The following is a 25771-nucleotide window of genomic DNA, read 5'->3' on the forward strand; positions in this document are numbered from 1 at the left end:
GGCGACTCACGCGGTCTTCGCGAGATCGCCCCAGTCCTCGTGCAGGCCGCATTCGCGCTTGAGGCCGAAGAAGCGGGTGTCCTCCTCGCGCATGCCGTCCTCCATCCGCCGCGTGGTGTGCACGTCGCCGATCGACACGTAGCCTTCGTGCCACAGCGGGTGGTAGGGCAGCTCGTGCTGGGTGAGGTACTGCCACACGTCGCGATCGGTCCAGTCGGCGATCGGATGCAGCTTCCAGCGACCGTCGCGCAACTGCAGGAAATCCAGCGCTGCGCGCGAATCCGACTGGCCGCGGCGCAGGCCGGCGATCCAGGTGCGCACGCCGAGTTCGCGCAGCGCGCGCTGCATCGGTTCGACCTTGCGCAGCTGGTTGTAGCGGGTGATGCCTTCGACGCCTTCTTCCCACAACCGGCCGTGGCGCGCTTCCATCCAGGCGATGCCGACCTGCGGCCGGTACACCTTGAGGTTCAGCGACAGCCGTTCGGTCAGGTCGTCGACGAAGCGGTAGGTCTCGGGGAACAGGTAGCCGGTGTCGATCAGGATCACCGGGATGTCCGGCTTCGCCTGCGTGGTCATGTGCAGCGCGACCGCGGCCTGCGCGCCGAAGCTGGACGACAGTGCGTGCGCGCCGGCGAGGTGTTCGATCGCCCACGCGACGCGCTCCGGCGCGGTGCGGGTGGCGAGCCAGCGGTTGAGTTCGGCGAGCGCCAGCGGCGACTCGGCGGCGGCGACGGGATCGGGAAGCGTCATGCGACCAACTCCAGAGGCAGCGTCCGGCTGCCGGTGCTGTCGAGGGAAACGATGCCGGCGCGGACGAGGAAGTCGCCGAAGCGCTCGCCGGGGGCGCGTTCGGCGGCATAGCGGGCGAACAGCGGATCGAGCGCCGCGAGGATCGCGGCTTCGTCGATGTTCTCGCGGTAGAGACTGTTGAGCCGGCGGCCGATGTGGTCGGCGCCGAGCATCAGGTTGTAGCGGCCCGGGGCCTTGCCGACCAGCGCGATCTCGCCGAGGAACGGGCGGGAGCAGCCGTTCGGGCAGCCGCTGATGCGGACGTGCAGGTCGGCGTCGGCCAGGCCGTGCGTCGCCAGCAGCGCGTCGATGCGGTCGATGAACGCGGGCAGGTAGCGCTCGGCTTCGGCCATCGCCAGGCCGCAGGTCGGCAGCGCGACGCAGGCCAGCGCGGCGCGGCGCACCGGCGAGGCGGCGACGTGGGTGTCGAGGCCGTACTCGCGTACCAGCGCGTCGATCGCTTCGCGCTGCGCGTCGTCGAGGTTCGCGATCAGCAGGTTCTGGTTGGCGGTGAGCCGGAATTCGGCGCGGGTACCGTCGACGTCCAGCGCGGTCGCGATCGCGCGCAGGCCGGACAGGTGACGCAGGCCGTCGCGGTCCCAGATGCGGCCGGCGAGGATGCGCAGCGCGAGGTGCCACAGGCCGTCGTCGCCCTGCGACCAGCCGAAGCGGTCGGCGTTGTGGTCGAAGGCGAACGCGGGGGCCGGCGCGAACGCGATGCCGGCGCGCTTTTCGACTTCGGCGCGGAACGCGTCCAGGCCGTGGTCGTCGATGGTGTACTTCAGGCGCGCGCGCTTGCGCACCGCGCGGTTGCCCCAGTCGCGCTGGGTGGTGACGACGGTCTCGGCGACGCGGATCACGTCCGCCGGCGCGATGAAGCCCAGCACGTCGGCGACGCGCGGGTAGGTCTCGGGATCACCGTGCGTCGAGCCCATGCCGCCGCCGGCGGTGACGACGTAGCCGGCCAGCGCGCCGTGCTCCACGATCGCGATGAAACCAAGATCCTGCGCGAACACGTCGACGTCGTTGTCCGGCGGCACCGCGAAGCCGATCTTGAACTTGCGCGGCAGGTAGGTGGCGCCGTAGATCGGCTCCTCTTCCTCGCCGCTGCCGGCGATCTTCTCTTCGTCCAGCCAGATCTCGTAGTACGCGCGGCTGTTCGGCAGCAGGTGCTTCGACACCGCCTCGGCCTGCGCCTGCACGTCGGTATGGACCTGCGACAGGTACGGGTTCGCGGCCACGGCGATGTTGCGATTGACGTCGCCGCAGGCGGCGAGCGTGTCGATCATCGCGGCGTTGATCGCCTGCATCGTCTGCTTCAGGTCGCGCTTGATCACGCCGTGGAACTGGAACGCCTGGCGCGTGGTCACGCGCAGGCCGCGCTCGGCGTAGGTGGTCGCGATCGCGTCCAGCTTCAGCCACTGCGCCGGCGACACCACGCCGCCGGGCGTGCGCGTGCGGATCATGAAGGAATGGTCGGGCTCCAGCTTCTGGCGACGGCGCTCGTCGCGCACGTCGCGGTCGTCCTGCTGGTAGCTGCCGTGGTACTTGATCAGCGTCTGGTCGTCCTCGGCCAGCGCACCGGTGATCTGGTTCGACAGCGATTCGACCAGCGTGCCGCGGAGGCGGCCGCTCTGGCGCTTGATGTCTTCGACCGAATGCGTGCTCATCAGTACACGTCCCGCGCGTAGCGGCCCTGCGCCTGCAGCGCGTTGAGGTAGTCGGTGGCGTCCTCGGCGGACTTGCCGCCGTGGGTCGCGATCACGTCCAGCAGCGCCGCGTGCACGTCCTTCGCCATGCGCGTGGCATCGCCGCAGACGTAGAGGTGCGCGCCGTTCTCCAGCCACGCGAACAGTTCGCGCCCGCGCTCGCGCAGGCGATGCTGCACGTAGACCTTCTGCGCCTGGTCGCGCGAGAACGCGAGGTCCAGTCGGTGCAGGCTGCCGCGCTTGAGCGCGTCCTGCCATTCGATCTGGTAGAGGAAATCGCTGCGCGCGTGCGGGTTGCCGAACAGCAGCCACTGGCGGCCGGTTGCGCCGATCGCCTCGCGCTCCTGCACGAAGCCGCGGAACGGCGCCACGCCGGTGCCCGGGCCGATCATGATCACGTCGCGCGAGGCGTCGGAGGGGAGGCGGAAGCGGTCGTTGGCTTCGATGAACACCGGCAGCGTCGCGCCGTCCTCGCGGGTGGCGAGATGGTGCGAGGCCGCACCCCAGCGCAGTTCGTCGCCGTGGCGGTACTCGACGTGGGCGACGGTGAGGTGGGCCTCGTCGCCCACGGCCTTGCGGCTGGAAGCGATGGAGTACAGCCGCGGCTGCAGCGGGCGCAGCGCTTCGACCAGTTGCTCAGGGCTCCACGCGCCCGGATGCTCGCGCAGCAGGTCGAGGATCTGCGACTGCGCCATCAGCGCGGTCAGGCCTTCGCGCTGGTCGGGCGCGAGCAGGCGGTTCAGCGCGTCGCTGCCAGCGTGCGCGGCGTGGGTGGCCACGAACGGGCGGTGCAGGCGGGTGATCTCGCGCTTGCGGCCCAGCCAGTCGCGCAGCGGCAGACTCTCGCCGGCATGCTCGACGGCGGCGTCGGCGTCCAGGCCCAGCGCATCGGTGATCGCCTGCACCAGCGCCGGCGGGTTCTCGATCCACACGCCCAGCGCGTCGCCGGGTTCGTAGTCGAGGCCGCCCTCGGGCAGCGCGATTTCGAGATGGCGGATGTCGCGGTCCGAGCCGTGGCCGGTGATGCGCACGTTCGCCAGCAGCTCGGCCGCGTAGGGGTGCTCGCGGGTCCACGCGACGGGCGCGGCGTGCGGGCGCAGCGGGGTGACGCTGGCCAGCGGCGCCGCGGCCTGCGTTGTCAGTGCCTCACGGGCCTGCACGTACAGGCGGGTGGCCCACGGGCCGGCCACGGTGTCGATGTCGAGGTCGGCGTCACCGCGGTCCAGCCAGCGACGGGCGCCCAGCGCCTCGAAGCGGGCGTCCAGGCGCTGGCCGATCGCGCAGAACTGCGGGTAGCTGGAATCGCCCAGGCCCAGCACGGCGAACCGCAGCTGCGGCAGCTGCGGGGCGCGCTTGCCGTCGAGGAATTCGACCAGCGCGCGGGCGTCGTCCGGCGGATCGCCGTCGCCCTGGGTGCTGATGACCACGGCCAGGAAGCGCTCGTCCTTCAGCTCGCGCACCGGGTAGGCGTCGGCGCGCAGCAGGCGGACCGCCAGGCCGTCGGCCTCGCAGCGGGCGGCCAGGGCCTCGGCCACGCGGCGGGCGTTGCCGGTCTGGCTGCCGTAGACGACGGTCAGGCGCTCGCGGGCGACGGCGGACGCCGCCGGGGCCGGCAGCGTGGCCGCCGCGGCGCCGCCGCGGGCCCGGGCCAGCCCGGCCGCGTAGCCGGACAGCCACCACAGGCCGTTGCCGTCGAGGCCGTCGACGATGCGGACCAGGGGCTCGTAGGCCTCCGCCGCGATCGGCGAGGGGGCCACGACGGCCGGGGCGAGGACGGGGGAGGCGGGCGACATTAGGGGAATCCGCGCGTGTAACGAAACAGGGGGCCAGACTAGGGGGCCGTCGCCCGCGGGCGGAAAGGATCGGTCGTTATGCGCTTATGCCGCCGCGGCCTTTCGGCTGCGCGGAGGGTCGCGGATACTGGACCCCTACCCGTCGTCCGCCGTCGTGCCGTCCTCCTCCACGGGCGCGTCCGGATGCTTCGATCCCCGCCGAGCTCCTCCATCGACGCCGGCGTCGTCCCGGAATCCCCCCACCCATGGTGTCTCCCGCTTTGAACCATCTCGACCGGCTGGAAGCCGAGAGCATCCACATCCTCCGCGAGGTCGCGGCCGAATTCCGCAACCCGGTGATGCTCTACTCGATCGGCAAGGACAGCTCCGTGCTGCTGCACCTGCTGCAGAAGGCGTTCGCGCCGGCGCGCTCGCCCATCCCGCTGCTGCACGTCGATACCGGCTGGAAATTCCGCGAGATGATCGCCTTCCGCGATCGTCGCGCGCAGGAGACCGGCATCGCGCTGTCCGTGCACACCAATCCCGACGGCGTGGCGCAGGGCATCGGCCCGATCACCCACGGCGCCACCGTGCACACCGACGTGATGAAGACCCAGGCGCTGAAGCAGGCGCTGGACGCCGGCGGCTTCGACGCCGCGATCGGCGGCGCGCGCCGCGACGAGGAGAAGTCGCGCGCGAAGGAGCGCATCTTCTCCTTCCGCACCGCGCAGCACCGCTGGGATCCGAAGAACCAGCGCCCCGAACTGTGGAACCTCTACAACACCCGCATCCACAAGGGCGAATCGGTGCGCGTGTTCCCGCTGTCGAACTGGACCGAGCTGGACGTCTGGCTCTACATCTTCCGCGAGAAGATCCCGGTGCCGACGCTCTATTTCGCCGCCGAGCGCCCGGTGGTGGAACGCGACGGCGCGCTGATCATGGTCGACGACCACCGCCTGCCGCTGCAGCCGGGCGAGACGCCGGCGCTGCGCCGCGTGCGTTTCCGCACGCTGGGCTGCTATCCGCTGACCGGCGCGATCGAGTCCGAGGCCGACACGCTGGAGAAGATCATCGCCGAGATGCTGGTCGCGACCACGTCCGAGCGGCAGGGGCGGGTGATCGACCACGATCCCTCCGCGTCGATGGAGAAGAAGAAGCAGGAGGGCTATTTCTGATGAGCGACACCACTTCCCTGCCGGGCGCGCCCGAACAGGACGCCGCCGAGGCGGTCGCCGCCTACCTGCACCAGCACGAGCGCAAGCAGCTGCTGCGCTTCATCACCTGCGGCAGCGTCGACGACGGCAAGAGCACGCTGATCGGCCGCCTGCTGCACGACACCAAGCTGCTGCTGGACGACCAGCTCGCCTTGCTGGAGGCCGACAGCCGCCGCCACGGCACGCAGGGCGAGCGCATCGATTTCGCGCTGCTCGTCGACGGCCTGCAGGCCGAGCGCGAGCAGGGCATCACCATCGACGTCGCCTACCGTTTCTTCAACACCGAGCGGCGCAAGTTCATCGTCGCCGACTGCCCCGGCCACGAGCAGTACACCCGCAACATGGCCACCGGCGCGTCCACCGCGGACCTCGCGATCGTGCTGGTCGACGCGCGCAAGGGCCTGCTCACGCAGACCCGCCGCCACAGCTACATCGTGTCGCTGCTGGGCATCCGCCACGTGGTGCTGGCGGTGAACAAGATGGACCTCGTCGACTTCGACGAAGCCGTCTTCGCGCAGATCGCCGACGACTATCGCGCGCTGGCGGCGCGGCTGGGCATCGCGCAGGTCACCTGCATCCCGCTGTCGGCGCTGGACGGCGACAACATGCTCGCGGCCTCGCCGCGCACGCCGTGGTACGGCGGCCCGTCGCTGCTGGAGCACCTGGAAACGGTCGAGGTCGGCGGCGACGCCGGTGCCGACGCCCTGCGCCTGCCGGTGCAGTGGGTGTGCCGCCCGGACCAGCACTTCCGCGGCTTCGCCGGCACGCTGGTGTCCGGCCGCGTGGCGCCCGGCGATGCCGTGGTCGCGCTGCCGTCGGGCCGGCGCTCGCGCGTGGCGCGCGTGGTCGGCGGCGACGGCCAGGATCTGCCGCACGCGGTGCGCGGGCAGGCGGTGACGCTGACGCTGGCGGACGAGATCGACATCAGCCGTGGCGACGTCATCGCCGCCGCCGATGCGCCGCCGGAAGTCGCCGACCAGTTCGCCGCCCATGTGCTGTGGATGGGCGAGCGCACGCTGCTGCCGGGTCGTCCGTATTGGCTGAAGCTCGGCAGCCGCACCGTGGGCGCCACGGTCACCGAGATCAAGCACCGCGTCGACGTGAACACGCAGGAGCATCTCGCCGCGAAGCATCTCGAACTCAACGAGGTCGGCGCGTGCAACCTGCACCTCGACCAGCCGATCGCGTTCGAGCCCTACGCCGAGAACCGCGAACTCGGCGGCTTCATCCTGATAGACCGCCAGACGCATGCCACCGTCGCCGCCGGCACGCTCGACTTCGCGCTGCGCCGCGCCGGCAACATCCACTGGCAGCACCTGGAAGTGGACAAGGCCGCGCGTGCGCGCAGCCTCGGCCAGAGCCCGCACTGCCTGTGGTTCACCGGCCTGTCGGGTTCGGGCAAGTCGACGATCGCGAACCTCGTCGAGAAGCGCCTCACCGCGCTCGGCCTGCACACCTACGTGCTCGACGGCGACAACGTCCGCCACGGCCTCAACAAGGACCTCGGCTTCAGCGACGAGGATCGCGTCGAGAACATCCGCCGCGTCGCCGAAGTGGCGAAGCTGATGGTCGACGCCGGCCTGATCGTGCTGGTCAGCTTCATCTCGCCGTTCCGCGCCGAGCGCCGCATGGCGCGCGAACTCTTCGACGCCGGCGAGTTCATCGAGGTGTTCGTCGACACCCCGCTGGAGGAAGCCGAACGCCGCGACGTGAAGGGCCTCTACGCCAAGGCGCGCGCCGGCAAGATCCCCAACTTCACCGGCATTTCCTCGCCGTACGAAGTGCCGGAAGCGGCCGAACTGCACCTGCACACCGCCGGCGAGGCGCCGGAGTTGCTGGCGGAGCGCGTGGTGGCGCGGTTGCTGGAGGGCTGAGGCTGGCGCATCGCATCGATGCCGCCGACCATGACGACGCCCGGCTCCGGCCGGGCGTTCGCGTTCAGGGCTGGCGATCGGTACAGGCTATTTCTTTTTCCGCATCGATTCGTACACGAACAGGATCACCACCGCGGCGACGATGGCGACGATCCAGGTCCGCAGCCCGTGGCCCGCATACAGATAGCCGCCCACCGCGGCGCCGGCGATGCCGAGCAGGATGGTCATGATCCAGCCCATGGGATCGGCGCCGGGTTTGACCAGGCGGGCGAGCAGGCCGATGACCGCGCCGCCGATGATGTAGCCGAGGATGCCTTCGAACATGACGATGCCCCCACTGCCGGGCGCAGGACTGGCGCGCGCACAGGCTACGCCCGACGCTGCAGTGCGGCATGGGCCGCAGGCCGTTCGCATGGCCGGACACGACGACGCCCCGGACCGGCCGGGGCGTCGCGTTCACTGCTTGGCGGAGCGGATCAGCAGCAGCCGTGGCTGCCGTGCTGTTCGCCGCCGGCCACTGCGGCGATGCCGGTGGTCTCCCCGCGCACGCTGGCCTCGCGGTGTTCGGCGATCACCCGCGCCACGCAGGCGGTCACGCGCTTGCCCATCGGGATGTGCAGGAACTCGTTCGGGCCGTGCGCGTTCGAGTGCGGGCCGAGCACGCCGGTGATCATGAACTGCGCGCCGGGGAACTTCTCGCCGAGCATGCCCATGAACGGGATCGAGCCGCCTTCGCCCATGTACATCGCCTGCTTGCCGAAGGCGTCGCGGCTGGCGGCGTCGATGGCCTTGTCCAGCCACGGCGTCATCGTCGGCGCGTTCCAGCCGGACGAGGCCTTCTCCAGGTCCAGCGTGACTTCCGCGCCGTACGGCGGATCCTTCAGCAGCGCGGCCTGCAGCAGTTCGCCGGCGCGCTTGCCGTCGAGCGTGGGCGGCAGGCGCAGGCTCAGCTTCAGCGAGGTGTAGGGACGCAGCACGTTGCCCGCCGACGACAGCGGCGGCATGCCGTCGACGCCGGTGATCGACAGCGCCGGGCGCCAGGTGCGGTTGAGCACGAGTTCGGTGAGATCGCCGCGCATCGGCGTCATGCCGGGCAGGAACGGGAACTTGTCGTGCACCGCGCTGCCCAGCACCTGCGCGCACTTGCGTGCCTGCGCGTAGCGGTCGGCCGGCACTTCCACGTGCAGGCCGTCGATGAGGATGCGGCCGCTGTTCTGGTCCTCGATCCGTGCCAGCAACTGGCGCAGGATGCGGAAGCTCGACGGCACGATGCCGGACGCATCGCCCGAGTGTACGCCTTCGGACAGCACCTTCACCGTGAGGTTGCCGCCGGCGAGGCCGCGCAGCGACGTGGTGCACCACAGCTGGTCGTAGTTGCCGCAGCCGGAGTCGAGGCAGATGACCAATGAAGGCTTGCCGATGCGCGCGGCGAGGTGGTCGACGTAGGCGGGCAGGTCGTAGCTGCCGGATTCCTCGCAGGCCTCGATCATCACCACGCAGCGCGCGTGCGGCACGCCCTGCGCCTGCAGCGCCTGGACGGCGGCGAGCGAACCGAAGATCGCGTAGCCGTCGTCGGCGCCGCCGCGGCCGTACAGGCGATCGCCCTTCAGCACCGGCGTCCACGGGCCGAGGCCGTCGTCCCAGCCGGTCATCTCCGGCTGCTTGTCGAGATGGCCGTACATCAGCACGCAGTCGTCGCCGGTGCCGGCGTCGGCGCTGGCGGGCACTTCGATGAAGATCAGCGGCGTGCGGCCGGGCAGGCGCACCACTTCGACCTGCATGCCGGGCACGTTCTGCGCGCGCGCCCAGCGTTCCATCAGCGCCACCGCGTCGTCCATGTAGCCGTGCGCGACCCAGTCGCTGTCGAACATCGGCGATTTGTTGGGGATGCGAATGTAGTCGACGAGCTGGGGAACGATCTCGTCGTCCCATTTCTCGCCGACGAAGGCCTGCAGCGCGGTCGACTCGATGCGGGTGGAATCCATGGAGGCTTGGTCCGGTTCGGAAACAGGCCCGCATTGTACGCCCGGCCCGCCGAGGGGTCGGAATTTCCCGACCCCCGCATGCGGCGTTGCCCGGCCCTCCGGCGGGCGATCCGGCGATGTGGCCGACCCCCGTGGATCCGGAGACTGTCCCTGTCGACGCAGCGCAGCCCAACGGCCCGCCACCGTCAACGAAGCAGGACCCGCGGCGCCGCCGCACAGACCTTCACATCCGACATCCACTTCATTCCCAGGAGATCCGCCATGTTCGCCACCAAGACCCTGAACGCCATCATCGCCGCCGCCACCCTGTCGATCGCCCTCATGGGCAGCGCCTTCGCCGCCGAGCGCGTCAACATCAACACCGCCGACGCCGCGACGCTGGATCGCGTGCTGGTCAACGTCGGTCCCGCCAAGGCCGAGGCGATCGTCGCCTACCGCAAGGCGCACGGCCCGTTCCGCAGCCCCGAGCAGCTCGCGCAGGTGCAGGGCATCGGCCTGAAGACGGTCGAGAAGAACCGCGAGATGATCCTCGTCGGTGGCGCTGCGCCGGTCGCGGCGCCGGCCAAGGCGCCGGTGGCCGCGCAGCGGGCCCGCTGATCCCGCGTTCCCTTCCGCCGATCCATCCGTCACGCAGGCCGCGCCTTCCCGCGCGGCCTGCGTGCGTTCCTGCACAGGGCATCCGTGCATGGAGCGCGCGATGGCCTCCGCTACACTGCGGCGTCCGCACGGAGACCGGCATGTCGTCCTTCCTTCGCCCGCTGCCTGCCCACGAATACCGCCGCGAACGCTGGCGCAACGGCCATGGCTGGACGCGCGAAGTGCTGCGCATGCCCGAAGGCGCGGACGACTGGGACTGGCGCCTGTCGATCGCGGAGATCGAGCACGACGGGCCGTTCTCGTCGTTCCCCGGCATCGAGCGCATCCTGGTGCTGCTGCACGGCAACGGCGTGCGCCTGCGCTTCGACGACGGCGAACTGCGCGAGGTCGTGCCGCCGCATGGCCGCGTGCGCTTCGCCGGCGAGCGCGCGCTCACGGGCGAGCTGATCGACGGCCCCACCCACGACCTCAACCTGATGTGGCGGCGCGATCGCGTCGAGGCCGAGCTGTGGCATCGCCCGCTGGTGGGCCTGATGGTGCTGTTCGTCGAGCCCGGGGAGCGGTGGCTGGTGTTCCTGCTGTCCGGCCGTGCACATTGCACGCACGGCGACGACACCGCGGCCATCGCGATGGGCGATAGCCTGCTGCTATCGGCGGATGGGGCGCGGGAACGGTTTGCAATCGATGGCAGCGGCGAAGCGCTGATCGCCCGGCTCCGCAGGCGCACGCCGGAAGTGTGACTGCGGGCGGTTCGCATTGCGATCCCCGACGAAGAACGCGGCATTCGACCATGGTCCGGGTCCTGCATGGCCCGCGATGTTGAGCATGATCAAGAACTTCCGGCGGATGCCTCCTTACCCTGCGTGCACTTCTTTCGTGCAGGGGCGATCCACATGGGATTCGTGCTTTTCGATTCGGACGGACATCGGTGCGTTGCCTACAACGACCTGGTCCGTGGCGATGACGGGGTCCAGGCCAACCAGTTCCTGGTCAAGCACGGCGAACGCTCGGCCCTGATCGACCCGGGCGGCGCGCTGCTCTACAACCCGCTGGTGCTGGCACTGGGGCGTGACGTGCGCCCGCACCAGATCGACCTGGTGCTGTGCTCGCACCAAGACCCGGACATCATCGGCTCGGTCGACAAGTGGCTGCTCTACACCCAGGCCACGGTCGTGTGCTCGAAACTCTGGGGCCGCTTCGTGCCGCACCTGGTGCCGCACTACATGGAGAACGCGGGTCGCGAGCGCTACCTGCTGGTCGACGACGAAGGCGCGCGCATCCCGCTGGGCGACAGCGCCGAACTGATCGCGCTGCCGGCGCACTTCCTGCACTCGGTCGGCAACCTGTCGTTCTTCGATCCGGTCAGCCGCATCCTGTTCTCGGGCGACGTGTGCTCGGGGTTGGTGCCCAGCGGCGCGCCGTACGGTTTCGTCGAGGACTTCGACAGCTACCGTCCGTGCATGGAGGCGTTCCACCGCCGCTACATGGCCAGCAACCGCGTGCTGAAGCTGTGGGTGGACATGGTGCGCGAGCTCGATCCGGAGATGATCGTGCCGCAGCACGGCATGCCGTTCCGCGCCGCCGCGCAGCGTTCGCTGCTAGATTGGCTGTCGGGGTTGCAGTGCGGCGTGGACCTGGTCGGGCCGATGAACTTCCGGCCCAAGGTCACGCGCTTCGCGACGCCGGCGCAGTACTGACCGCGCCGGCGCCAATCGTCACATCAGGCCATCGTCACAGCAGGTTCGGTACCAGCACCAGCAGCGTCGCCACCACCGAGGCGCCGAACACGCTCAGGATCATCTGCTTCGGCGTGCGATTGCGCGCCCACAGCAGCAGGCCGGAGATCCCCAGCAGGATCATGCCGATCGCGAAGCTGTCGCCGAGCAGGCGCCAGCCCGCGCCGCCGGCCACCGCCTTGTGCAGGCGCGTGAACGCGGCGAGCGTGCTGTGCTGCGTGCGCTTGAGTTCCGCCGTGTCCGCGCCGGGCACGTACTCGACCGACCAGCTGGCGCTCGCGGTGCCGCCGCTGAGCGACCAGCCCGACGGGCCGCGACGCTCGCCACCTTTCTCTCCGCCCCGGCCTTCCGGCTTCGGCTTGCGGATGTTCTGCGCGTCCAGGCCCTGGCTGTCGCGCAGCCACAGCGACAGTTCCTCGGCGCTGGTCCGCGCCTCCGCGGGCACTGCGAGCGTGGTGCGCCCGATTTCGTGGCTGTCGCCCTGCGGCCAGGCGTTGTCGCCGAAGCGGTGGCTCATGATCAGGCCGGTGGTGCCGTAGAGCACCGCCGCCAGCGCGCCCCAGGCGCCGATCCACAGGTGGAGCTGGCGGATCCAGCGATGCATCGAAGAACGAGGGCGCGGGGCGGGACGATTCGGAGCGGTCGCGGTGGCGGACATGGCGAAGACAGGTTGCAGGAGGGGGTGAACGAGGAACGGACGAGAGGCCGTGTCGGTTGACGACTCAGGTCTCGGCCCATTGTCGCAGCAGGTTGTGATAGATGCCGGTCAGTCGCACCAGCGCATCGTGGTCGCGCAGTTCGGCGGTGAGCTGGCGGATCGAGACGTCGAGTTCGAACAGCATGCGCCGCTGCGCGTCGTCGCGCACCATGCTCTGCATCCAGAAGAACGAGGCCACGCGCGCGCCGCGCGTCACCGGCAGCACGCGATGCAGGCTGGTGCCGGGATACAGCACCATGTGGCCGGCGGGCAGCTTCACCCGCTGCGTGCCGTAGGTGTCCTCGATCTCCAGTTCGCCGCCGTCGTATTCGTCCGGATCGGCGAGGAACAGCGTCGCCGACAGGTCGGTGCGCACGGGGTCGACGCCGCCGCGGCTGCGGTCGTAGCGCACCGCGTTGTCGACGTGCCAGCCGAAGGTCTGGCCGTCCGCGTAGCGGTTGAACAGCGGCGGATAGATCCGCTTCGGCAGCGCGGCGGCGAAGAACGTGCTGTTGCGCGACAGCGCCGCGAGGATGCGCTCGCCCAGCGCCTTCGCCACCGGCGAGGTTTCCGGCAACTGCGCGTTGTCCTTGGCCATCGCGGACTGGTGGCCGGCGGTGATGCGTCCGTCCGCCCAGTCGGCGGCGTCGAGCGCGGTGCGGAACTCGGCCACCTGCGCGGCGTCGAGCACGTCGGGAATGGCGAGCAGCATGGCGTGGTCCCCCGTGTCCGATCAGAAACGCCAGGTGGCCGTCAGCGTGGCGGAGCGGCCGTCGCCGGGCGTGGCCCAGCCGTTGCCGCCGGTCACCGTCGCGCCGGTGAAGGTGATGTTGTTGCGGATGCGCGTGTAGTACTCGGCGTCGAACAGGTTGTTGACGTTGAGCTGCAGGTCGAGGCGATCGTTGACGGCGTAGTTCACCATCGCGCGCTGCACCCAGTACGCATCGGTCCAGTACAGCTTGCGGCCGTCCAGCGTGTTGTTCTGCACCACGAAGCGGCCCTGGTAGGTCGCGCCGTAGCCGAACGTCCACTTGCCGGTGGCGTAGGTGGTCCAGAGGCTGCCCGAATGCTTCGGCGTGTTGGTCAGCGGATTGCCGGCGAAGGGATCGCGGTCGGTCGCGCTGTTGCCGCAGGCGGTGCTCGGGTTTTCCAGGCAGTGCGACGACACGCCGCGCACCACGGCGCTGTCGAGATACGTGTAGTTCGCGAACACCTGCCAGCCCGGCAGCAGCGTGCCGGCGATGCCCAGCACCGCGCCGTCGACGCGGGCGCGGCCGTCGAGCTGCTGCTCGCCCGCGGGATTGTCCGGATTGCCGGGATCGGCGACGCGGTAGTTGCGGCGCTCGTTGCGGAATACCGCGGCGGTGAGCGCGAGGTTGCGGTTCGGCAGTTCCCACTTGGTGCCGAGTTCGATGTTCACCGCGGTCTCGGCGCCGACGTCGCAGTTCGCGGTGCCGGTGGTGCTGGTCAGCGTGCAGCTGCCGTTGACCGACGCACGCGACGGCGTCTTGCTGTTCGCCCACGCCAGGTACACCGTGCCGGCCTCGACCGGCTTGAACACCAGGCCCGCGCGGTACGACAGCAGGTTCTCGTCATTGCGTGCCAGCGGCGCGACGCCCAGCAACTGGCCGCGGGTGGCGTTGTCGGTGGAGACGATCCACGTCTTCGTCGCGCCGCGGTTGCGGTCGTAGCGGGCGCCGAGGTTGAGCATCCAGCGATCGCCGAACTTCAGCGTGTCGAAGACGTAGGCCGCGACGGTGTCGAGGTCGCCTTCGCTCTTCGCGCGGCGGAAGGCGTTGAGCGGACCGCGCCAGACGTTGTCGGGGCGATGCAGGTCCATCGGCGGATAGCCGGTCGCGTTGTCGGGCACCGGGCTGCCGTCGGCGTTGAAGAACACGCCGTAGTTTTCCAGCGAGAACGATTCGGTCGAGAACGCCGCGCCCGCGACCAGCGCATGCCGCACGGCGCCGGTGGCGAAGCGCGCGGTGACGTCGGTCTGGCTGATCGCCAGCGTGTTGCGGGTGTCGCGCACGTAGCCGCGCGGGCCGCTGTCGGGCAGCCACGTGCCGGCCGGCTGGCGGCTCGTGCATGCAAGGTTCGTGTACGGGTCGGTGCCGTCGTCCAGGCACCAGTGGCCCTGCAGCGCGGTCACGTTCGACACCTGGTCCACGCGCTGCAGGCGGGCGAGGCTGCGCAGCGTCACCGCATCGCCGAAATCGCGCTCGAACACGCCGGTCAGCATGTCCACGTCGCTGGTCTGGCGCGAGACGTTGCGGTAACCGAAGTAGGTGCTCGGGTCGACGCCCGGCAGCGGGCCATCGTGGTAGCCGTTCAGTGCGAACGGCACGCCGTACTGCGGCACGTTGTCATCGTGCTGGTGCAGGTAGCTCACGGTCACGCGCGTGTCGGTGCCCAGCCCGAACGCGACCGACGGCGCGATGCCCCAGCGCCGGAAGCGCTCGACGTCGCGGCCCGGCACGTCGTTGCGGTGGTTCATCACGTTCAGGCGCAGCGCGGTGCCGTGGCCGAAGTCGTGGTTGACGTCGGCGGTCGCACGCGCATAGCCATCGGTGCCGACGCCGACCGCATAGGCCTGCGCATCGCCTTCCTGCGCCTGCTTGCTGACCAGGTTGATGTTGCCGCCGACCGAGCCCGCGCCCGACATCGTCGAGTTCGCGCCGTTCACCAGCTCGATCGATTCGAGGTTGAAAGTGTCGCTGCGGGTGTACTGCGCGCTGTCGCGGACGCCGTCGGTGGTGATGTCGCTGCTGGCGGTGTAGCCGCGCAGGGTGATGCTGTCGCCGTAGCCGCCGCCACCTTCGCCGGCGCCGAAGGTGATGCCGGGCAGGGTGCCCAGCACGTCGCGCAGGCCGAGCAGGTTCTGCTGCTCGATCACCGCACGGTCGACCACGGTGATGGTCTGCGGGGTGTCGTTCAGCGATTCGGTGTACTTGGGGGATTCGGCCTTGCGGACCGTGGCGCCGACCACTTCGATGGTGTCGATTTCGGAGACGCCGGCGGCGGCATCCGCGGCGGGTTCGGCCAGCGCGGGGCCGGCGGCGAGGGTCAGGGCGATGGCGAGCGGGGACAGTCGGGCGGGGGAGGGACGATCGTTCATGGGGAGGAATCGGTCGGCAGGTGCCCACGCAGGCCGCGGGCGAGGAAGAGTGTGAACGCATAGTAATGAGAATCATTATCAAATGGAAGGGGCGATCTCCAGAATCGACGACTTGCTCGACGGCTCGTTCGACGGCTTGGAGGCCGTCCGCGGGCGATCTACGATGCCCGGCCCCCTTCGGAAGACCCGCCCTTGTCCTGTCCCGCTCCCGCTCCCGCGACGCGTCCCGCTCCGGCCGCAAAGGCCGCGCCATGAGCCTCCTGCTGGTCCGCCACGGCCAGGCGAGCTTCGGCACCGACGACTACGACCGCCTGTCCGATCGCGGCTGGGACCAGTGCCGCCGCCTGGGCGACTGGCTGGTCCGCGGCGGGCACCGCTTCCGCACCGTCGTGGTCGGCGGCATGCGCCGGCACCAGCAGACCGCCGACGCCATCGCCGACGCCTTCCTTGCGCAGGGCACGCCGCTGCCGGAACCGGTGGTCGACGCGGGCTTCGCCGAGTTCGACCATCACGCCGTGTTCCAGGCGTATCTCGATCGTGATCCGCATGACCCGATCGCCGTCGCCAGCCGCAGCGGCGATCCGCGCGACGTCGGCGCGATGCTGTGCGCGGCGCTGCTGGCGTGGGCGCGCGACGAACTGCCCGGCGTGCCCGAGTCGTGGGCGGTCTTCGGCCAGCGCGTGCAGGCCGCGGGCGAGCGCCTGGAAGCGCTGGCGGGCGACGACGAGGCGCTGGTGCTGACCTCCGGCGGCGTGATCTCGCGGCTGGCGCAGCACGCGCTGGACGTGCCGATCGAGCGCGCGGTCGAGCTCAACCTGTCGCTGCGCAACAGCGCGCTGTCCGAATTCCACCCGCACGGCGGACGGCTGCGCATGGGTTCGTGGAACGCGCTGCCGCACCTGCACGGCGAACGCGCGCTGTGGACGTACTATTGAAGGCCCGTGCCGCGCTGCCGACGATGACGCCCGACGCCCCCGCCACGCTGTTTCCCTTTTCCGATCGCTCGCGCCGCCTGCAGGCCGAGGTCCGCCGCTTCCTCGACGAGAAGATCCTGCCGGCCGAAACCGCGCTGCAGGCGCACGTCGGCGATCCCGCGACGCGCTGGACGATCCCGCCGCTCATCGAAACCCTGAAGGACGAGGCCAAGGCGCAGGGCCTGTGGAACCTGTTCCTGCCGCCGCATGCGGCGCATGGCGACGCCTCGCACGGCGCCGGCCTGAGCAACCTCGACTACGCGCCGATCGCCGAGATCATGGGCCGCAGCCTGTTCGCGCCGGAAGTCTTCAACTGCAACGCGCCGGACACCGGCAACATGGAAGTGCTGCTGCAGTTCGCCACGCCCGAGCAGCAGGCGCCGTGGCTGCCGGGCCTGCTCGACGGCCGCATCCGTTCCGCGTTCGCGATGACCGAGCCCGCGGTCGCCAGTTCCGACGCCACCAACATCGCGCTGCCGATCGTGCGCGACGGCGACGAATTCGTCATCGACGGCCGCAAGTGGTGGACCACCGGCGCGGCCGATCCGCGCTGCAAGGTGCTGATCGTGATGGGCGTGACCGATCCCGACGCGCCGGTGCATCGTCGCCAGTCGATGGTGCTGGTGCCGATGGACACGCCCGGCGTGCGCGTGCTGCGCCCGCTGACCGTGTTCGGCTACGACGACGCGCCGCACGGCCACGTCGAGATCGAATTCACGCACGTGCGCGTGCCGGCGGCGAATCTGCTCGGCGCGTCCGGCAGCGGTTTCGAGATCGCGCAGGCGCGGCTCGGGCCGGGTCGCATCCACCACTGCATGCGCCTGATCGGTCTCGCCCAGCGCGCGCTGGAAGCGATGGTCGCGCGTGCCCGTACCCGCGAGGCGTTCGGTCGTCCGCTCGGTGGCCACGGCATGGCGCAGGAAGCGATCGCGCTGTCGCGCTGCGAGATCGAACAGGCGCGGCTGCTCACGCTGCAGGCCGCTGCCGCGCTCGACGCGCACGGCAACAAGGGCGCGAAGGACCTGATCGGCATGATCAAGATCGTCGCGCCGCGCATGGCCTGCGCGGTACTCGATCGCGCGATGCAGATCCACGGCGCGGGCGGGTTGTCGCAGGACCATTTCCTCGCCCAGGCCTACGCCGGCGCGCGCTCCCTGCGCCTGGCGGATGGACCGGACGAGGTGCACATCGCCGCGCTCGCGCGCGCCATGCTCAAGGGATGAGCCCATGACCCACCCGCTGGACCTGCCGGCCGACGCGCTGGCGATGTATCTCGAAGCGCACGTCGACGGTTTCCGCGGCCCGCTGGTCGCGACCAAGTTCAAGGGCGGGCAGTCGAATCCGACCTACCGCATCGACGCCGCCAGCGGCACGTACGTGCTGCGGCGCAAGCCGCCGGGCGTGCTGCTGCCGTCGGCGCACGCGGTCGATCGCGAATTCCGCGTGCTGCAGGCGCTGCACGGCGGCGCGGTGCCGGTCGCGACGCCGCTGCACCTGTGCGAGGACACGGCGGTCATCGGCTCGATGTTCTACCTGATGGCGCACGTCGACGGTCGCATCTTCTGGGACCCGTCGCTGCCGGAGTTCGAGCCCGCCGCGCGCGCCGCGCATTACGACGCGATCGTCGACACGCTGGCCGCGCTGCACGCGATCGATCCCGCTTCGGTCGGCCTCGCCGACTTCGGCAAACCGGGCAACTATTTCGAGCGCCAGCTGCGGCGCTGGACCGAGCAGTACCGCGCCAGCGAGACGCGCCCGATCGCGGCGATGGACGCCCTGATCGACGCATTGCCGCCGCGCTGTCCCGCCGACGACGGCACCGTCGCGCTGGTCCACGGCGACTTCCGCATCGACAATCTGATCTTTGCGCCCGATGCGCCGCGCGTCGCCGCGATTGTCGACTGGGAGCTGTCGACGCTGGGACATCCGCTCGCCGACCTCGGCTACTTCTGCATGGCGCTGCGATTGCCGCGCAATCCGGCGCTGCCGGGGTTGGCCGGGCTGAACCGCGCGGCGCTGGGCATTCCCGACGAAGCGGCGCTGCTCGCGCGCTACGCGGAACGCAGCGGTCGCGCGATTCCCGCCGACTGGCCGTTCGTGCTGGCCTTCAGCTTCTTCCGCCTGGCCGCGATCGCGCAGGGCGTGGCCAAGCGCGCCGAGCAGGGCAACGCGTCCAGCGAGCAGGCCGCGCAGGCCGGTCGCATGGTCGAGCTGCTGGCGACGCTGGGGCTCGAAGCCCTGGGGTGATCATTGCCGGCCTGCGCCGCGCTTTCCCGTGGGAGCGACGGAAGTCGCGACGGACTGCGGAAAGATTTTCTTCGATTCGTCGCGGCTTCCGTCGCTCCCACGAGAAGCGATTGCGGCTTGTTCGAGGATTTCGATCCAGAGCCAGCCCTTCGCAATGTCACTCGCGATCGTCGCGAGTCCAGACGCCGCCGTGTTCGATCTTCACCGGGAATTTCGCGACCGGGTCGTAGGCCGGTGCGCACAGGGCGCGGCCGTCGCGCAGGTCGAAGCGGGCGCCGTGCAGCACGCAGGTGATGCTGCCTTCGGCGACATCGACGTCGCCGGACGACAGTTCGAATGCGTCATGCGTGCATTTGTCTTCGACCGCGTACAACTCGCCGTCGAGGTTGACGACGAGGATTGGCGTGTCGTCCGCCCACACCGTGGCCTTTTCGCCCGGCAGCAACTGCGCCGTCGGGCACACGAACACCCAGTCGCTCATGCGGCGGTCTCCGTCAGCGGCTTCTCGAGAACTTCGAAGCGCAGGCCGGCGCGCTTCGGCACGCCGTAGCGCGGGTCGTCGTAGGGGAAAGGCTTGAACACGCCGGTGCGGACGTAGCCGCGGCGCGCGTAGTAGGCGACGAGTTCGTCGCGGCAATCGATCACGGTCATGCGCATGCGCTCGGCGCCGAGCGTCTCGCGCGCGACGCGTTCGGCTTCCGCCAGCAGCATGCGGCCGAGGCCGCTGCCCTGCAGGTCCGGACGAATCGAGAACATGCCGAACGCCGCCGTGCGCACGCCGTCGTCGGAAGGCACGATCGCGACGTGCGCACAGCCGATCGCGCGACCGTCGTCGCCGGCTTCCGACGCGAGCAGGATGAGGCTGTCGGGCGCGTCGAGGTCGGCGCGCAGCATGTCGGCGTCGATGCGCTGGCCGTCGAGCAGGTCGGCTTCGGTGGTCCAGCCCTGGCGGCTGGCGTCGCCGCGATAGGCCGCGGTGACCAGCGCGATCAGCACGGGAATGTCGCCGTGCGTGGCGAAACGGTAGACGGGTGTCATGAAGGTCGGAATCAGCCGAGCAGGCGACGGACCTTGCGGATCGCCTCGGCGAAGCGCTCGATCTCGTCGTGGGTGTTGTAGAACGCGAGCGAGGCGCGGCAGGTCGCGGGCACGCCGTAGAACTGCAGTAGCGGATGCGCGCAATGCTGGCCGCTGCGCACCGCGACGCCTTCGAGATCGAGCAGCGTCGCGAGGTCGTGCGCGTGCGCGCCTTCGACGAGGAAACTGATGACGGCCGCCTTCTCGGGCGCGGTGCCGAGGATGCGCAGGCCGTCGATCGCGGTCAGCGCCTCGGTGGCGTGCGCCAGCAGTTCGGTCTCACGCGCCTCGATCGCATCCATGCCGATCGCCGAGAGGTAATCGACGGCGACGCCGAGGCCGACGTGGCCGGCGATGTTCGGCGTGCCGGCCTCGAAGCGGTGCGGCGGATCGTTGAACACCGAGCCCTCGAAGCGCACTTCCCTGATCATTTCGCCGCCGCCGAGGAACGGCGGCATCTGCGCCAGCAGTTCGCGCCGCGCCCACAGCGCGCCGGTGCCGGTCGGGCCGCACATCTTGTGGCCGGTGAGTGCGTAGAAATCGCAGCCGAGCGCGGGCACGTCGACCGCGCGGTGCGGCACCGCCTGCGAGCCGTCGACCACGGTGACGATGCCGCGCTTGCGCGCTTCGCGGCAGATCTCGCGCACCGGGTTCACCGTGCCCAGCACGTTGCTGACGTGGGCGAGACCGAGCAGCTTCACCTCGCCGGTCATCGCCGCGAACAGTGCGTCGAGGTCGAGCGAGCCGTCGGGCAGGAGTTCGGCGACGCGGATCGTCGCGCCGGTGCGCGCGGCGACGAGCTGCCACGGCACGATGTTGGCGTGGTGCTCCATCCGCGTGAGCAGGATGACATCGCCGGCCTTCAGTTGTGGCAGTGCCCACGAGTACGCGACGAGATTGAGCGCGAACGTGGTGCCGCTGCACAGCACCAGGTCGTCGCGATGCACCTTGAGGAAGCCGGCGAGCTTCGCCCGCGCGCCTTCGTAGGCTTCGGTGGCTTCGGTGCCCAGCGCGTGCACGGCGCGGCTGACGTTCGCATTGTGGCGACGGTAGAAGTCGTCGACGGCGTCGATCACCGCCGCCGGCTTCTGGCCGGTGTTGGCCGAGTCGAGGTAGATCAGCGGCTTGCCGTGGACGTCGCGCTGCAGCAGCGGGAAGTCGGTGCGGATCGCGGTCCAGTCGGGCGTCGTCGTCATGCCGCAGCGCTCCCGAGGCGGGCCAGCGCGGCGTCGAGTGTGGCTTCCATCGACGCGCGCAGCGCGGCATCGTCGATGCGAGACAGCGTCTCGCGGCAGAACGCGGCGGTGAGCAGCGCGCGCGCTTCCGCTTCGGGGATACCGCGCGAGCGCAGGTAGAACAGCGCAGTCGGATCGAGCTGGCCGACGGTCGCGCCATGCGCGGCCTTCACTTCGTCGGCGTGGATGACCAGCACCGGCTGGGTGTCGATCTCGGCATTCGCCGACAGCAACAGGTTGCGGTTGGACAGGTCGGCGTCGCTGCCGTCGGCCCCCGCGCGGATGGTGATGCCGCCGTGGAAGACCGCGCGCCCGCGATCCGCGCCGAGGCCGCGCCAGCGCAGCGCACAAGTCGTGTCGGGCGCGATGTGTTCGATGCCCAGGCGCGTGTCGAGATGGCGCTTGCCGTCGGCCAGCAGCACGCCGTCGGCGGCGAGGCGCGCGCCGAGGCCTTCGAGGCGCACGTTGAGTTCGTGCCGCGACAGCGCGGCGCCGAGTTCGAGATCGAGGCGGACGTAGTCCGCGTCGCGCGCGAGCACGGCGTCGGTGCGCGCGAACACGCTGGCGCTGGCGTCCTCGTGCTGCACGCGCACGTGCTCGCAGCGGCTGCGCTGGCCGAGGTGCAGGTGCAGGACGTGGTTCGAGAGCCCCTTGTGCGCGCCGAGCGCCAAGTGATGTTCGACCAGCACGAGATGGCTGTCGTTGCGCAGGTCGACGAAATGGCGCAGGTGCGCCGCCGTGTCCGGTGCGCGCCCGCTGGACACGAACACCAGGTGCAGCGGAAAGGCGCCCGCGGTTTCGCGATCGAGGCGGATCACCGCGCCTTCTTCCGCAAGCGCGGCGTTGAGGGCGGCGAAGACTTCGTCCGCACCGGCGTAGCGGTAGCCGAGGAAGTTCGCGTCGCGCGGTTCCTGGGTGCGCAGCACCTCGGAGAGCGGTTCGACGGCGATGCCGGGCATGACGATCGCCGAGACGCCGCTGCGGGCCGCATCGTGGCGGCCGTCGACGAACACCAGCCGCGGGAACGGGATGGCGGCGAGCGTCGCGTCGAGCCGGGCGCCATCGACCGGCGCATCGCTCGCCGGCGCGAACGCGCGGCGCTCCAGCGCACGCAGCGACGTGTATTTCCAGGCCTCGCTGCGCGGGCCGGGCAGGCCGTCGTGTAGTGCGGCCTCGAGCGCCGCGCGCCGGGACGGGCCCAGCGCCGCGGCCTCGGGCTGCGCGAGGCCGTCGAACGCGGCCGCGAACGAATCGAGCAGCGCGCTCATCGGGCGGCCTGCTCCGGGGCGACGCGATCCTTCAGCCAGGCGTAGCCGTGCGCTTCGAGTTCCAGCGCGAGTTCCGGGCCGCCGGTCTGCACGATCCGGCCGTCGGCGAGCACGTGCACCACATCCGGCTTGATGTAGTCGAGCAGGCGCTGGTAATGCGTGATGACGATGAACGCACGATCCGGGCTGCGCAGTGCGTTCACGCCGTCGGCGACGGCCTTCAGCGCGTCGATGTCGAGGCCGGAGTCGGTCTCGTCGAGGATCGCCAGCTTCGGCTCCAGCACCGCGAGCTGGAAGATCTCGTTGCGCTTCTTCTCGCCGCCGCTGAAGCCTTCGTTGACGCCGCGATGCAGCAGTTCGTCCTTCAGGTGCAGGATCGCCAGCTTCTCGCGCACCAGGCGCAGGAACTGCATCGAATCCAGCTCGGCCTCGCCGCGCGCGCGGCGCTGCGCGTTCAGCGCACTGCGCAGGAAGTAGGTGTTGTTCACGCCCGGGATCTCGACCGGATACTGGAACGCGAGGAACACGCCCGCGGCGGCGCGCGCCTCGGGTTCGAGCGAGAGCAGGTCGTTGCCCTCGAACGTCACGCCGCCGGCGGTGATTTCGTAGCCCTCGCGGCCGGCCAGCACGTTGCCGAGCGTGGACTTGCCGGCGCCGTTGGGACCCATGATCGCGTGGACCTCGCCGGGCTTCACGTCGAGCGTGAGGCCCTTGAGGATGTCCTTGCCGGCGACGCGGGCGTGGAGGTCGGTGATGGTCAGCATGCGGGGATCTTCGGAAGTGGGTGTCGCGCCGGTGGAGGCGATTCGATCGAAAGGAAGGTCACGGTGCGGTGTGCGGACGCCAGCGCAGCAGGCCCCAGCCGGCCACCGCGACCCAGACGCCCTCCAGCACCACGAAGGGCATGAAGTGCACCAGCCATGCGGACCAGCCGCAGAGCGCCGCGCCGACCATGTTCATGGCCAGGAAGGGGCGGGAATGTTCGGACAGCAGCCGGCGCTGGTTGAGCACGAAGCCGACCAGCAGGATGCTCACGCCGAGGGTGCCGATCACGTCGCTGGCGGTCATGCGCGCCCCCCGGCGGCGAGCGCGTGCAGTGCGGCCATCGCGTCGTCACGCTGCGTCCACGGCACGAACAGGTGGTCGTGGTAGTAGGCCGAGACGACGTTGCAGGGAATGCCCGCGTCGGCGAGCGCGGCCGAAATGGCGGCCATCATGCCGACGGCGTCGAGGCTGGAGTGGATGCGCAACGTGATCTGCGCCCACGGCGGCGCGTCGTCGCGTTCGCCGTCGTCGTTGTCGACAACGGGGACGATCACCGTCGTGCCTTCGTCCTCGCGGAACAGCAGCAGCGCGTCCGCGGGCACCGGTGCATCGTGGGCCTGCGTGCGGATCGCGCGCGGCTGCGGCGCCAGCGCGGGCGCGAGGCCGGCCAGCAGGCGTGCCAGATCGGTTTCGCCGACGATCGCGCTCATCCCACCGAACCTTCCAGCGAGACTTCCAGCAGTTTCTTCGCTTCCACCGCGAATTCCATCGGCAGTTCGCGGAAGACCGAGCGGCAGAAGCCGTCGACGATCATCGACACCGCGTCTTCCTCGGAAATGCCGCGGCTGCGGCAGTAGAACAGCTGGTCGTCGCTGATCTTCGAGGTGGTCGCCTCGTGCTCGACGGTCGCACCGGGGTTCTTCACCTCGATGTACGGGAACGTGTGCGCGCCGCAGTGCTTGCCGATCAGCAGGCTGTCGCACTGGGTGTGGTTGCGCGCGCCGTCGGCGCCGCGCTCCACCTTCACCAGGCCGCGGTAGCTGTTCTGGCCGCGGCCGGCGCTGATGCCCTTGCTGACGATCTTCGACTTCGTGCGCTTGCCGACGTGGATCATCTTGGTGCCGGTGTCGGCCTGCTGCCGGTGGTGCGTGAGCGCGACGGAATGGAACTCGCCCGTCGAATCGTCGCCCAGCAGCACGCAGGACGGGTATTTCCAGGTGATCGCCGAACCGGTCTCGACCTGCGTCCAGCTGATCTTGCTGCGCGCGCCGCGGCATTCGCCGCGCTTGGTCACGAAGTTGTAGATGCCGCCAATTCCATTTTCGTCGCCGGGGTACCAGTTCTGCACCGTTGAGTACTTGATCTCGGCGTCGTCCAGCACGACCAGCTCGACCACGGCCGCGTGCAGCTGGTTCTCGTCGCGCTGCGGCGCGGTGCAGCCTTCGAGGTAACTGACGTAGGCGCCTGCCTCGCACACGATCAGCGTGCGCTCGAACTGGCCGGTGTTCATCGCGTTGATGCGGAAGTAGGTGCTCAGTTCCATCGGGCAGCGCACGCCCTTCGGGATGAACACAAAGCTGCCGTCGGAGAACACCGCGGCGTTCAGCGCGGCGAAATAGTTGTCGCCGACCGGCACCACGCTGCCGAGATACTGCCGGACGAGGTCGGGATGCTCCTTGATGGCTTCCGACATCGAGCAGAACACGATGCCTTTCTCGGCCAGTTCCTTGCGGAAGGTCGTTCCGACGCTGACCGAGTCGAACACCGCGTCCACCGCGACGCCGGCCAGCTTCGCGCGTTCGTGCAGCGGCACGCCGAGCTTGTCGTAGGTGTCCAGCAGTTCCTGCGGCACTTCGTCCAGCGACTTGTACTTCGGACCCTTCGGCGCGGCGTAGTAGCTGATCGACTGGAAGTCGATCGGCGCGATCTCCAGCTTCGCCCAGTGCGGCGGCGTCATCGTCAGCCAGTGGCGATAGGCGGCGAGCCGCCACTCGGTCATCCACTCCGGCTCTTCCTTCTTCGCCGAGAGGAAGCGGACCACGTCCTCGTCCAGCCCCGGCGGCAGGGTGTCGGTCTCGATGTCGGTGACGAAGCCGGCGGCGTAGCGGCGGCCGAGCTGTTCGAGGATCTCGGCGTTCTGCGGCGCCGGCGTGTCGTGGGTGTCGATGGCGGTCATGGCGATCCTCAGCCGGCGGTGAGGGCGAGGGGAATGGCGCGGCCCGGGGCGAGGCCGCCTTCGGGCGCGGGCGGCAGGGCCATCTCGGCCAGGCTGACCCGGCGGAGGGCGTCGGCCACCACGTCGTTGATGCGGCGCCAGTTGGCGCGCGCGCCGCAGGAATGGGCGATGCCGCACTGGCCTTCGTGGCCGCTGCACTCGGTCATCGCCAGCGGGCCTTCCATCGCCTCGACGATCTCGACCAGCGTGATCTCGGTGGCCGGCCGTGCCAGCCGGTAGCCGCCGGCCACGCCGCGGAAGGCGCGGACCAGACCGGCCTGGGCCAGCGGCTTCAGCACCTTGGCGACGGTCGGCGGCTCCAGCCCGGCGCGTTCGGCCAGCCCGGCGGCACTGAGCACCGCCCCGGTCTCGGCGGCGAGCACGGTCAGCACCACGGTGGCGTAGTCGGTGAGCTTGGTGACGCGAAGCATGGGAAGTGCCGGACGGCGGCGACGGACGGAAAAGAGGACCGAAATTGTACGCTTTCGACCCCGGCGGC

The 25771-nt window shown here is 70.1% G+C and carries 25 protein-coding genes; 8 read left to right on the plus strand and 17 right to left on the minus strand.

Translation table 11 applies throughout. The annotated features are described in order from the left end of the window. Positions 1-6: 6 nt before the first annotated feature. The 3 genes from ACT53Q_RS16005 to ACT53Q_RS16015 are packed head-to-tail and all read right to left on the minus strand — an operon-like array spanning position 7 to position 4291. Positions 7-750: a phosphoadenylyl-sulfate reductase gene (locus ACT53Q_RS16005; RefSeq protein ID WP_476187649.1), complete on the minus strand. Its 744-nt coding sequence runs from the start codon at positions 748-750 to the stop codon at positions 7-9. Further along, the gene (gene cysI, locus ACT53Q_RS16010) at positions 747-2459 is read right to left on the minus strand and encodes an assimilatory sulfite reductase (NADPH) hemoprotein subunit (protein ID WP_476187650.1); all 1713 of its coding nucleotides are present in this window, start codon (positions 2457-2459) and stop codon (positions 747-749) included. The genes ACT53Q_RS16005 and cysI overlap by 4 nt, the downstream gene beginning before the upstream one ends. After that, positions 2459-4291: an assimilatory sulfite reductase (NADPH) flavoprotein subunit gene (locus tag ACT53Q_RS16015; protein WP_476187651.1), complete on the minus strand. Its 1833-nt coding sequence runs from the start codon at positions 4289-4291 to the stop codon at positions 2459-2461. Before ACT53Q_RS16015 ends, cysI begins: the two co-directional genes overlap by 1 nt. A 245-nt stretch (positions 4292-4536) precedes the next feature. Between ACT53Q_RS16015 and cysD the strand changes: the two genes are divergently transcribed. Beyond that, positions 4537-5445, plus strand: a complete 909-nt coding sequence (cysD, locus tag ACT53Q_RS16020) for a sulfate adenylyltransferase subunit CysD (RefSeq protein WP_476187652.1) — start codon at positions 4537-4539, stop codon at positions 5443-5445. Then, positions 5445-7358, plus strand: a complete 1914-nt coding sequence (gene cysN, locus ACT53Q_RS16025) for a sulfate adenylyltransferase subunit CysN (RefSeq protein WP_476187653.1) — start codon at positions 5445-5447, stop codon at positions 7356-7358. Before cysD ends, cysN begins: the two co-directional genes overlap by 1 nt. Before the next feature lie 87 nt (positions 7359-7445). On the opposite strand, the gene ACT53Q_RS16030 is transcribed toward cysN, so the two are convergent. After that, a complete protein-coding gene (locus tag ACT53Q_RS16030) occupies positions 7446-7682 on the minus strand; it encodes a GlsB/YeaQ/YmgE family stress response membrane protein (RefSeq protein WP_476187654.1) in 237 nt (78 codons plus the stop codon). 152 nt (positions 7683-7834) lie between these two features. Next, positions 7835-9343, minus strand: coding sequence for a M20 family metallopeptidase (locus ACT53Q_RS16035; protein WP_476187655.1), 1509 nt, complete (start codon positions 9341-9343; stop codon positions 7835-7837). A gap of 261 nt (positions 9344-9604) precedes the next feature. On the opposite strand from ACT53Q_RS16035, the gene ACT53Q_RS16040 reads away from it, so the two are divergent. From ACT53Q_RS16040 to ACT53Q_RS16050, 3 genes are all read left to right on the plus strand, one after another. Then, on the plus strand, positions 9605-9940 hold the full coding sequence (locus ACT53Q_RS16040) for a ComEA family DNA-binding protein (protein ID WP_476187656.1): 336 nt from the start codon (positions 9605-9607) through the stop codon (positions 9938-9940). A gap of 140 nt (positions 9941-10080) precedes the next feature. Continuing rightward, entirely contained in the window at positions 10081-10680 is a 600-nt protein-coding gene (locus ACT53Q_RS16045; RefSeq protein WP_476187657.1) for a HutD/Ves family protein, read from the plus strand. Positions 10681-10833: 153 nt separating this feature from the next. Continuing rightward, positions 10834-11637 (plus strand): oxygen-binding di-iron domain-containing protein, encoded by an 804-nt coding sequence (locus ACT53Q_RS16050; RefSeq protein ID WP_476187658.1) that lies wholly within the window; start codon positions 10834-10836, stop codon positions 11635-11637. Positions 11638-11671: 34 nt separating this feature from the next. Here ACT53Q_RS16050 and ACT53Q_RS16055 read toward each other — a convergent pair whose 3' ends face one another. The 3 genes from ACT53Q_RS16055 to ACT53Q_RS16065 all read right to left on the minus strand — a co-directional run bounded on the left by ACT53Q_RS16055 (position 11672) and on the right by ACT53Q_RS16065 (position 15491). After that, complete coding sequence (locus ACT53Q_RS16055; RefSeq protein ID WP_476187659.1) at positions 11672-12334, minus strand: PepSY-associated TM helix domain-containing protein; 663 nt, start codon at positions 12332-12334, stop codon at positions 11672-11674. A gap of 64 nt (positions 12335-12398) precedes the next feature. Next, on the minus strand, positions 12399-13085 hold the full coding sequence (locus ACT53Q_RS16060) for a Fe2+-dependent dioxygenase (RefSeq protein WP_476187660.1): 687 nt from the start codon (positions 13083-13085) through the stop codon (positions 12399-12401). Between the two features lie 21 nt (positions 13086-13106). Then, the gene (locus ACT53Q_RS16065) at positions 13107-15491 is read right to left on the minus strand and encodes a TonB-dependent receptor (RefSeq protein WP_476187661.1); all 2385 of its coding nucleotides are present in this window, start codon (positions 15489-15491) and stop codon (positions 13107-13109) included. A gap of 251 nt (positions 15492-15742) precedes the next feature. Between ACT53Q_RS16065 and ACT53Q_RS16070 the strand changes: the two genes are divergently transcribed. The 3 genes from ACT53Q_RS16070 to ACT53Q_RS16080 are packed head-to-tail and all read left to right on the plus strand — an operon-like array spanning position 15743 to position 18712. Further along, positions 15743-16426: a histidine phosphatase family protein gene (locus tag ACT53Q_RS16070; protein WP_476187662.1), complete on the plus strand. Its 684-nt coding sequence runs from the start codon at positions 15743-15745 to the stop codon at positions 16424-16426. Then, positions 16423-17688: an acyl-CoA dehydrogenase family protein gene (locus ACT53Q_RS16075; RefSeq protein WP_476187663.1), complete on the plus strand. Its 1266-nt coding sequence runs from the start codon at positions 16423-16425 to the stop codon at positions 17686-17688. The genes ACT53Q_RS16070 and ACT53Q_RS16075 overlap by 4 nt, the downstream gene beginning before the upstream one ends. A 4-nt stretch (positions 17689-17692) precedes the next feature. Next, positions 17693-18712 (plus strand): phosphotransferase family protein, encoded by a 1020-nt coding sequence (locus tag ACT53Q_RS16080; RefSeq protein WP_476187664.1) that lies wholly within the window; start codon positions 17693-17695, stop codon positions 18710-18712. Between the two features lie 157 nt (positions 18713-18869). Here the strand turns inward: ACT53Q_RS16080 and ACT53Q_RS16085 are convergent, their stop codons facing one another. Genes ACT53Q_RS16085 through ACT53Q_RS16125 form a run of 9 tightly spaced genes read right to left on the minus strand, consistent with a single transcriptional unit; the run spans position 18870 to position 25703 of the window. Next, positions 18870-19193, minus strand: a complete 324-nt coding sequence (locus ACT53Q_RS16085; RefSeq protein WP_476187665.1) for a Rieske (2Fe-2S) protein — start codon at positions 19191-19193, stop codon at positions 18870-18872. Beyond that, a complete protein-coding gene (locus ACT53Q_RS16090; RefSeq protein WP_476187666.1) occupies positions 19190-19750 on the minus strand; it encodes a GNAT family N-acetyltransferase in 561 nt (186 codons plus the stop codon). Before ACT53Q_RS16090 ends, ACT53Q_RS16085 begins: the two co-directional genes overlap by 4 nt. An 11-nt stretch (positions 19751-19761) precedes the next feature. Beyond that, positions 19762-20985 carry a cysteine desulfurase gene (locus ACT53Q_RS16095; protein ID WP_476187667.1) on the minus strand — a complete coding sequence of 408 codons (1224 nt, stop codon included), beginning with the start codon at positions 20983-20985 and terminating at the stop codon, positions 19762-19764. Then, positions 20982-22292, minus strand: a complete 1311-nt coding sequence (gene sufD, locus ACT53Q_RS16100; protein WP_476187668.1) for a Fe-S cluster assembly protein SufD — start codon at positions 22290-22292, stop codon at positions 20982-20984. The genes ACT53Q_RS16095 and sufD overlap by 4 nt, the downstream gene beginning before the upstream one ends. Continuing rightward, positions 22289-23056 carry a Fe-S cluster assembly ATPase SufC gene (gene sufC, locus ACT53Q_RS16105; RefSeq protein ID WP_476187669.1) on the minus strand — a complete coding sequence of 256 codons (768 nt, stop codon included), beginning with the start codon at positions 23054-23056 and terminating at the stop codon, positions 22289-22291. Before sufC ends, sufD begins: the two co-directional genes overlap by 4 nt. Positions 23057-23114: 58 nt before the next feature. Next, positions 23115-23360, minus strand: coding sequence for a CBU_0592 family membrane protein (locus tag ACT53Q_RS16110; RefSeq protein ID WP_476187670.1), 246 nt, complete (start codon positions 23358-23360; stop codon positions 23115-23117). Continuing rightward, positions 23357-23767 carry an ACT domain-containing protein gene (locus tag ACT53Q_RS16115; RefSeq protein WP_476187671.1) on the minus strand — a complete coding sequence of 137 codons (411 nt, stop codon included), beginning with the start codon at positions 23765-23767 and terminating at the stop codon, positions 23357-23359. Before ACT53Q_RS16115 ends, ACT53Q_RS16110 begins: the two co-directional genes overlap by 4 nt. Further along, complete coding sequence (gene sufB, locus ACT53Q_RS16120; RefSeq protein WP_476187672.1) at positions 23764-25233, minus strand: Fe-S cluster assembly protein SufB; 1470 nt, start codon at positions 25231-25233, stop codon at positions 23764-23766. The genes ACT53Q_RS16115 and sufB overlap by 4 nt, the downstream gene beginning before the upstream one ends. Before the next feature lie 8 nt (positions 25234-25241). Further along, entirely contained in the window at positions 25242-25703 is a 462-nt protein-coding gene (locus ACT53Q_RS16125; protein WP_476187673.1) for an SUF system Fe-S cluster assembly regulator, read from the minus strand. Positions 25704-25771 lie beyond the last annotated feature (68 nt).

The organism is Lysobacter sp. DMC97, from assembly GCF_056313745.1.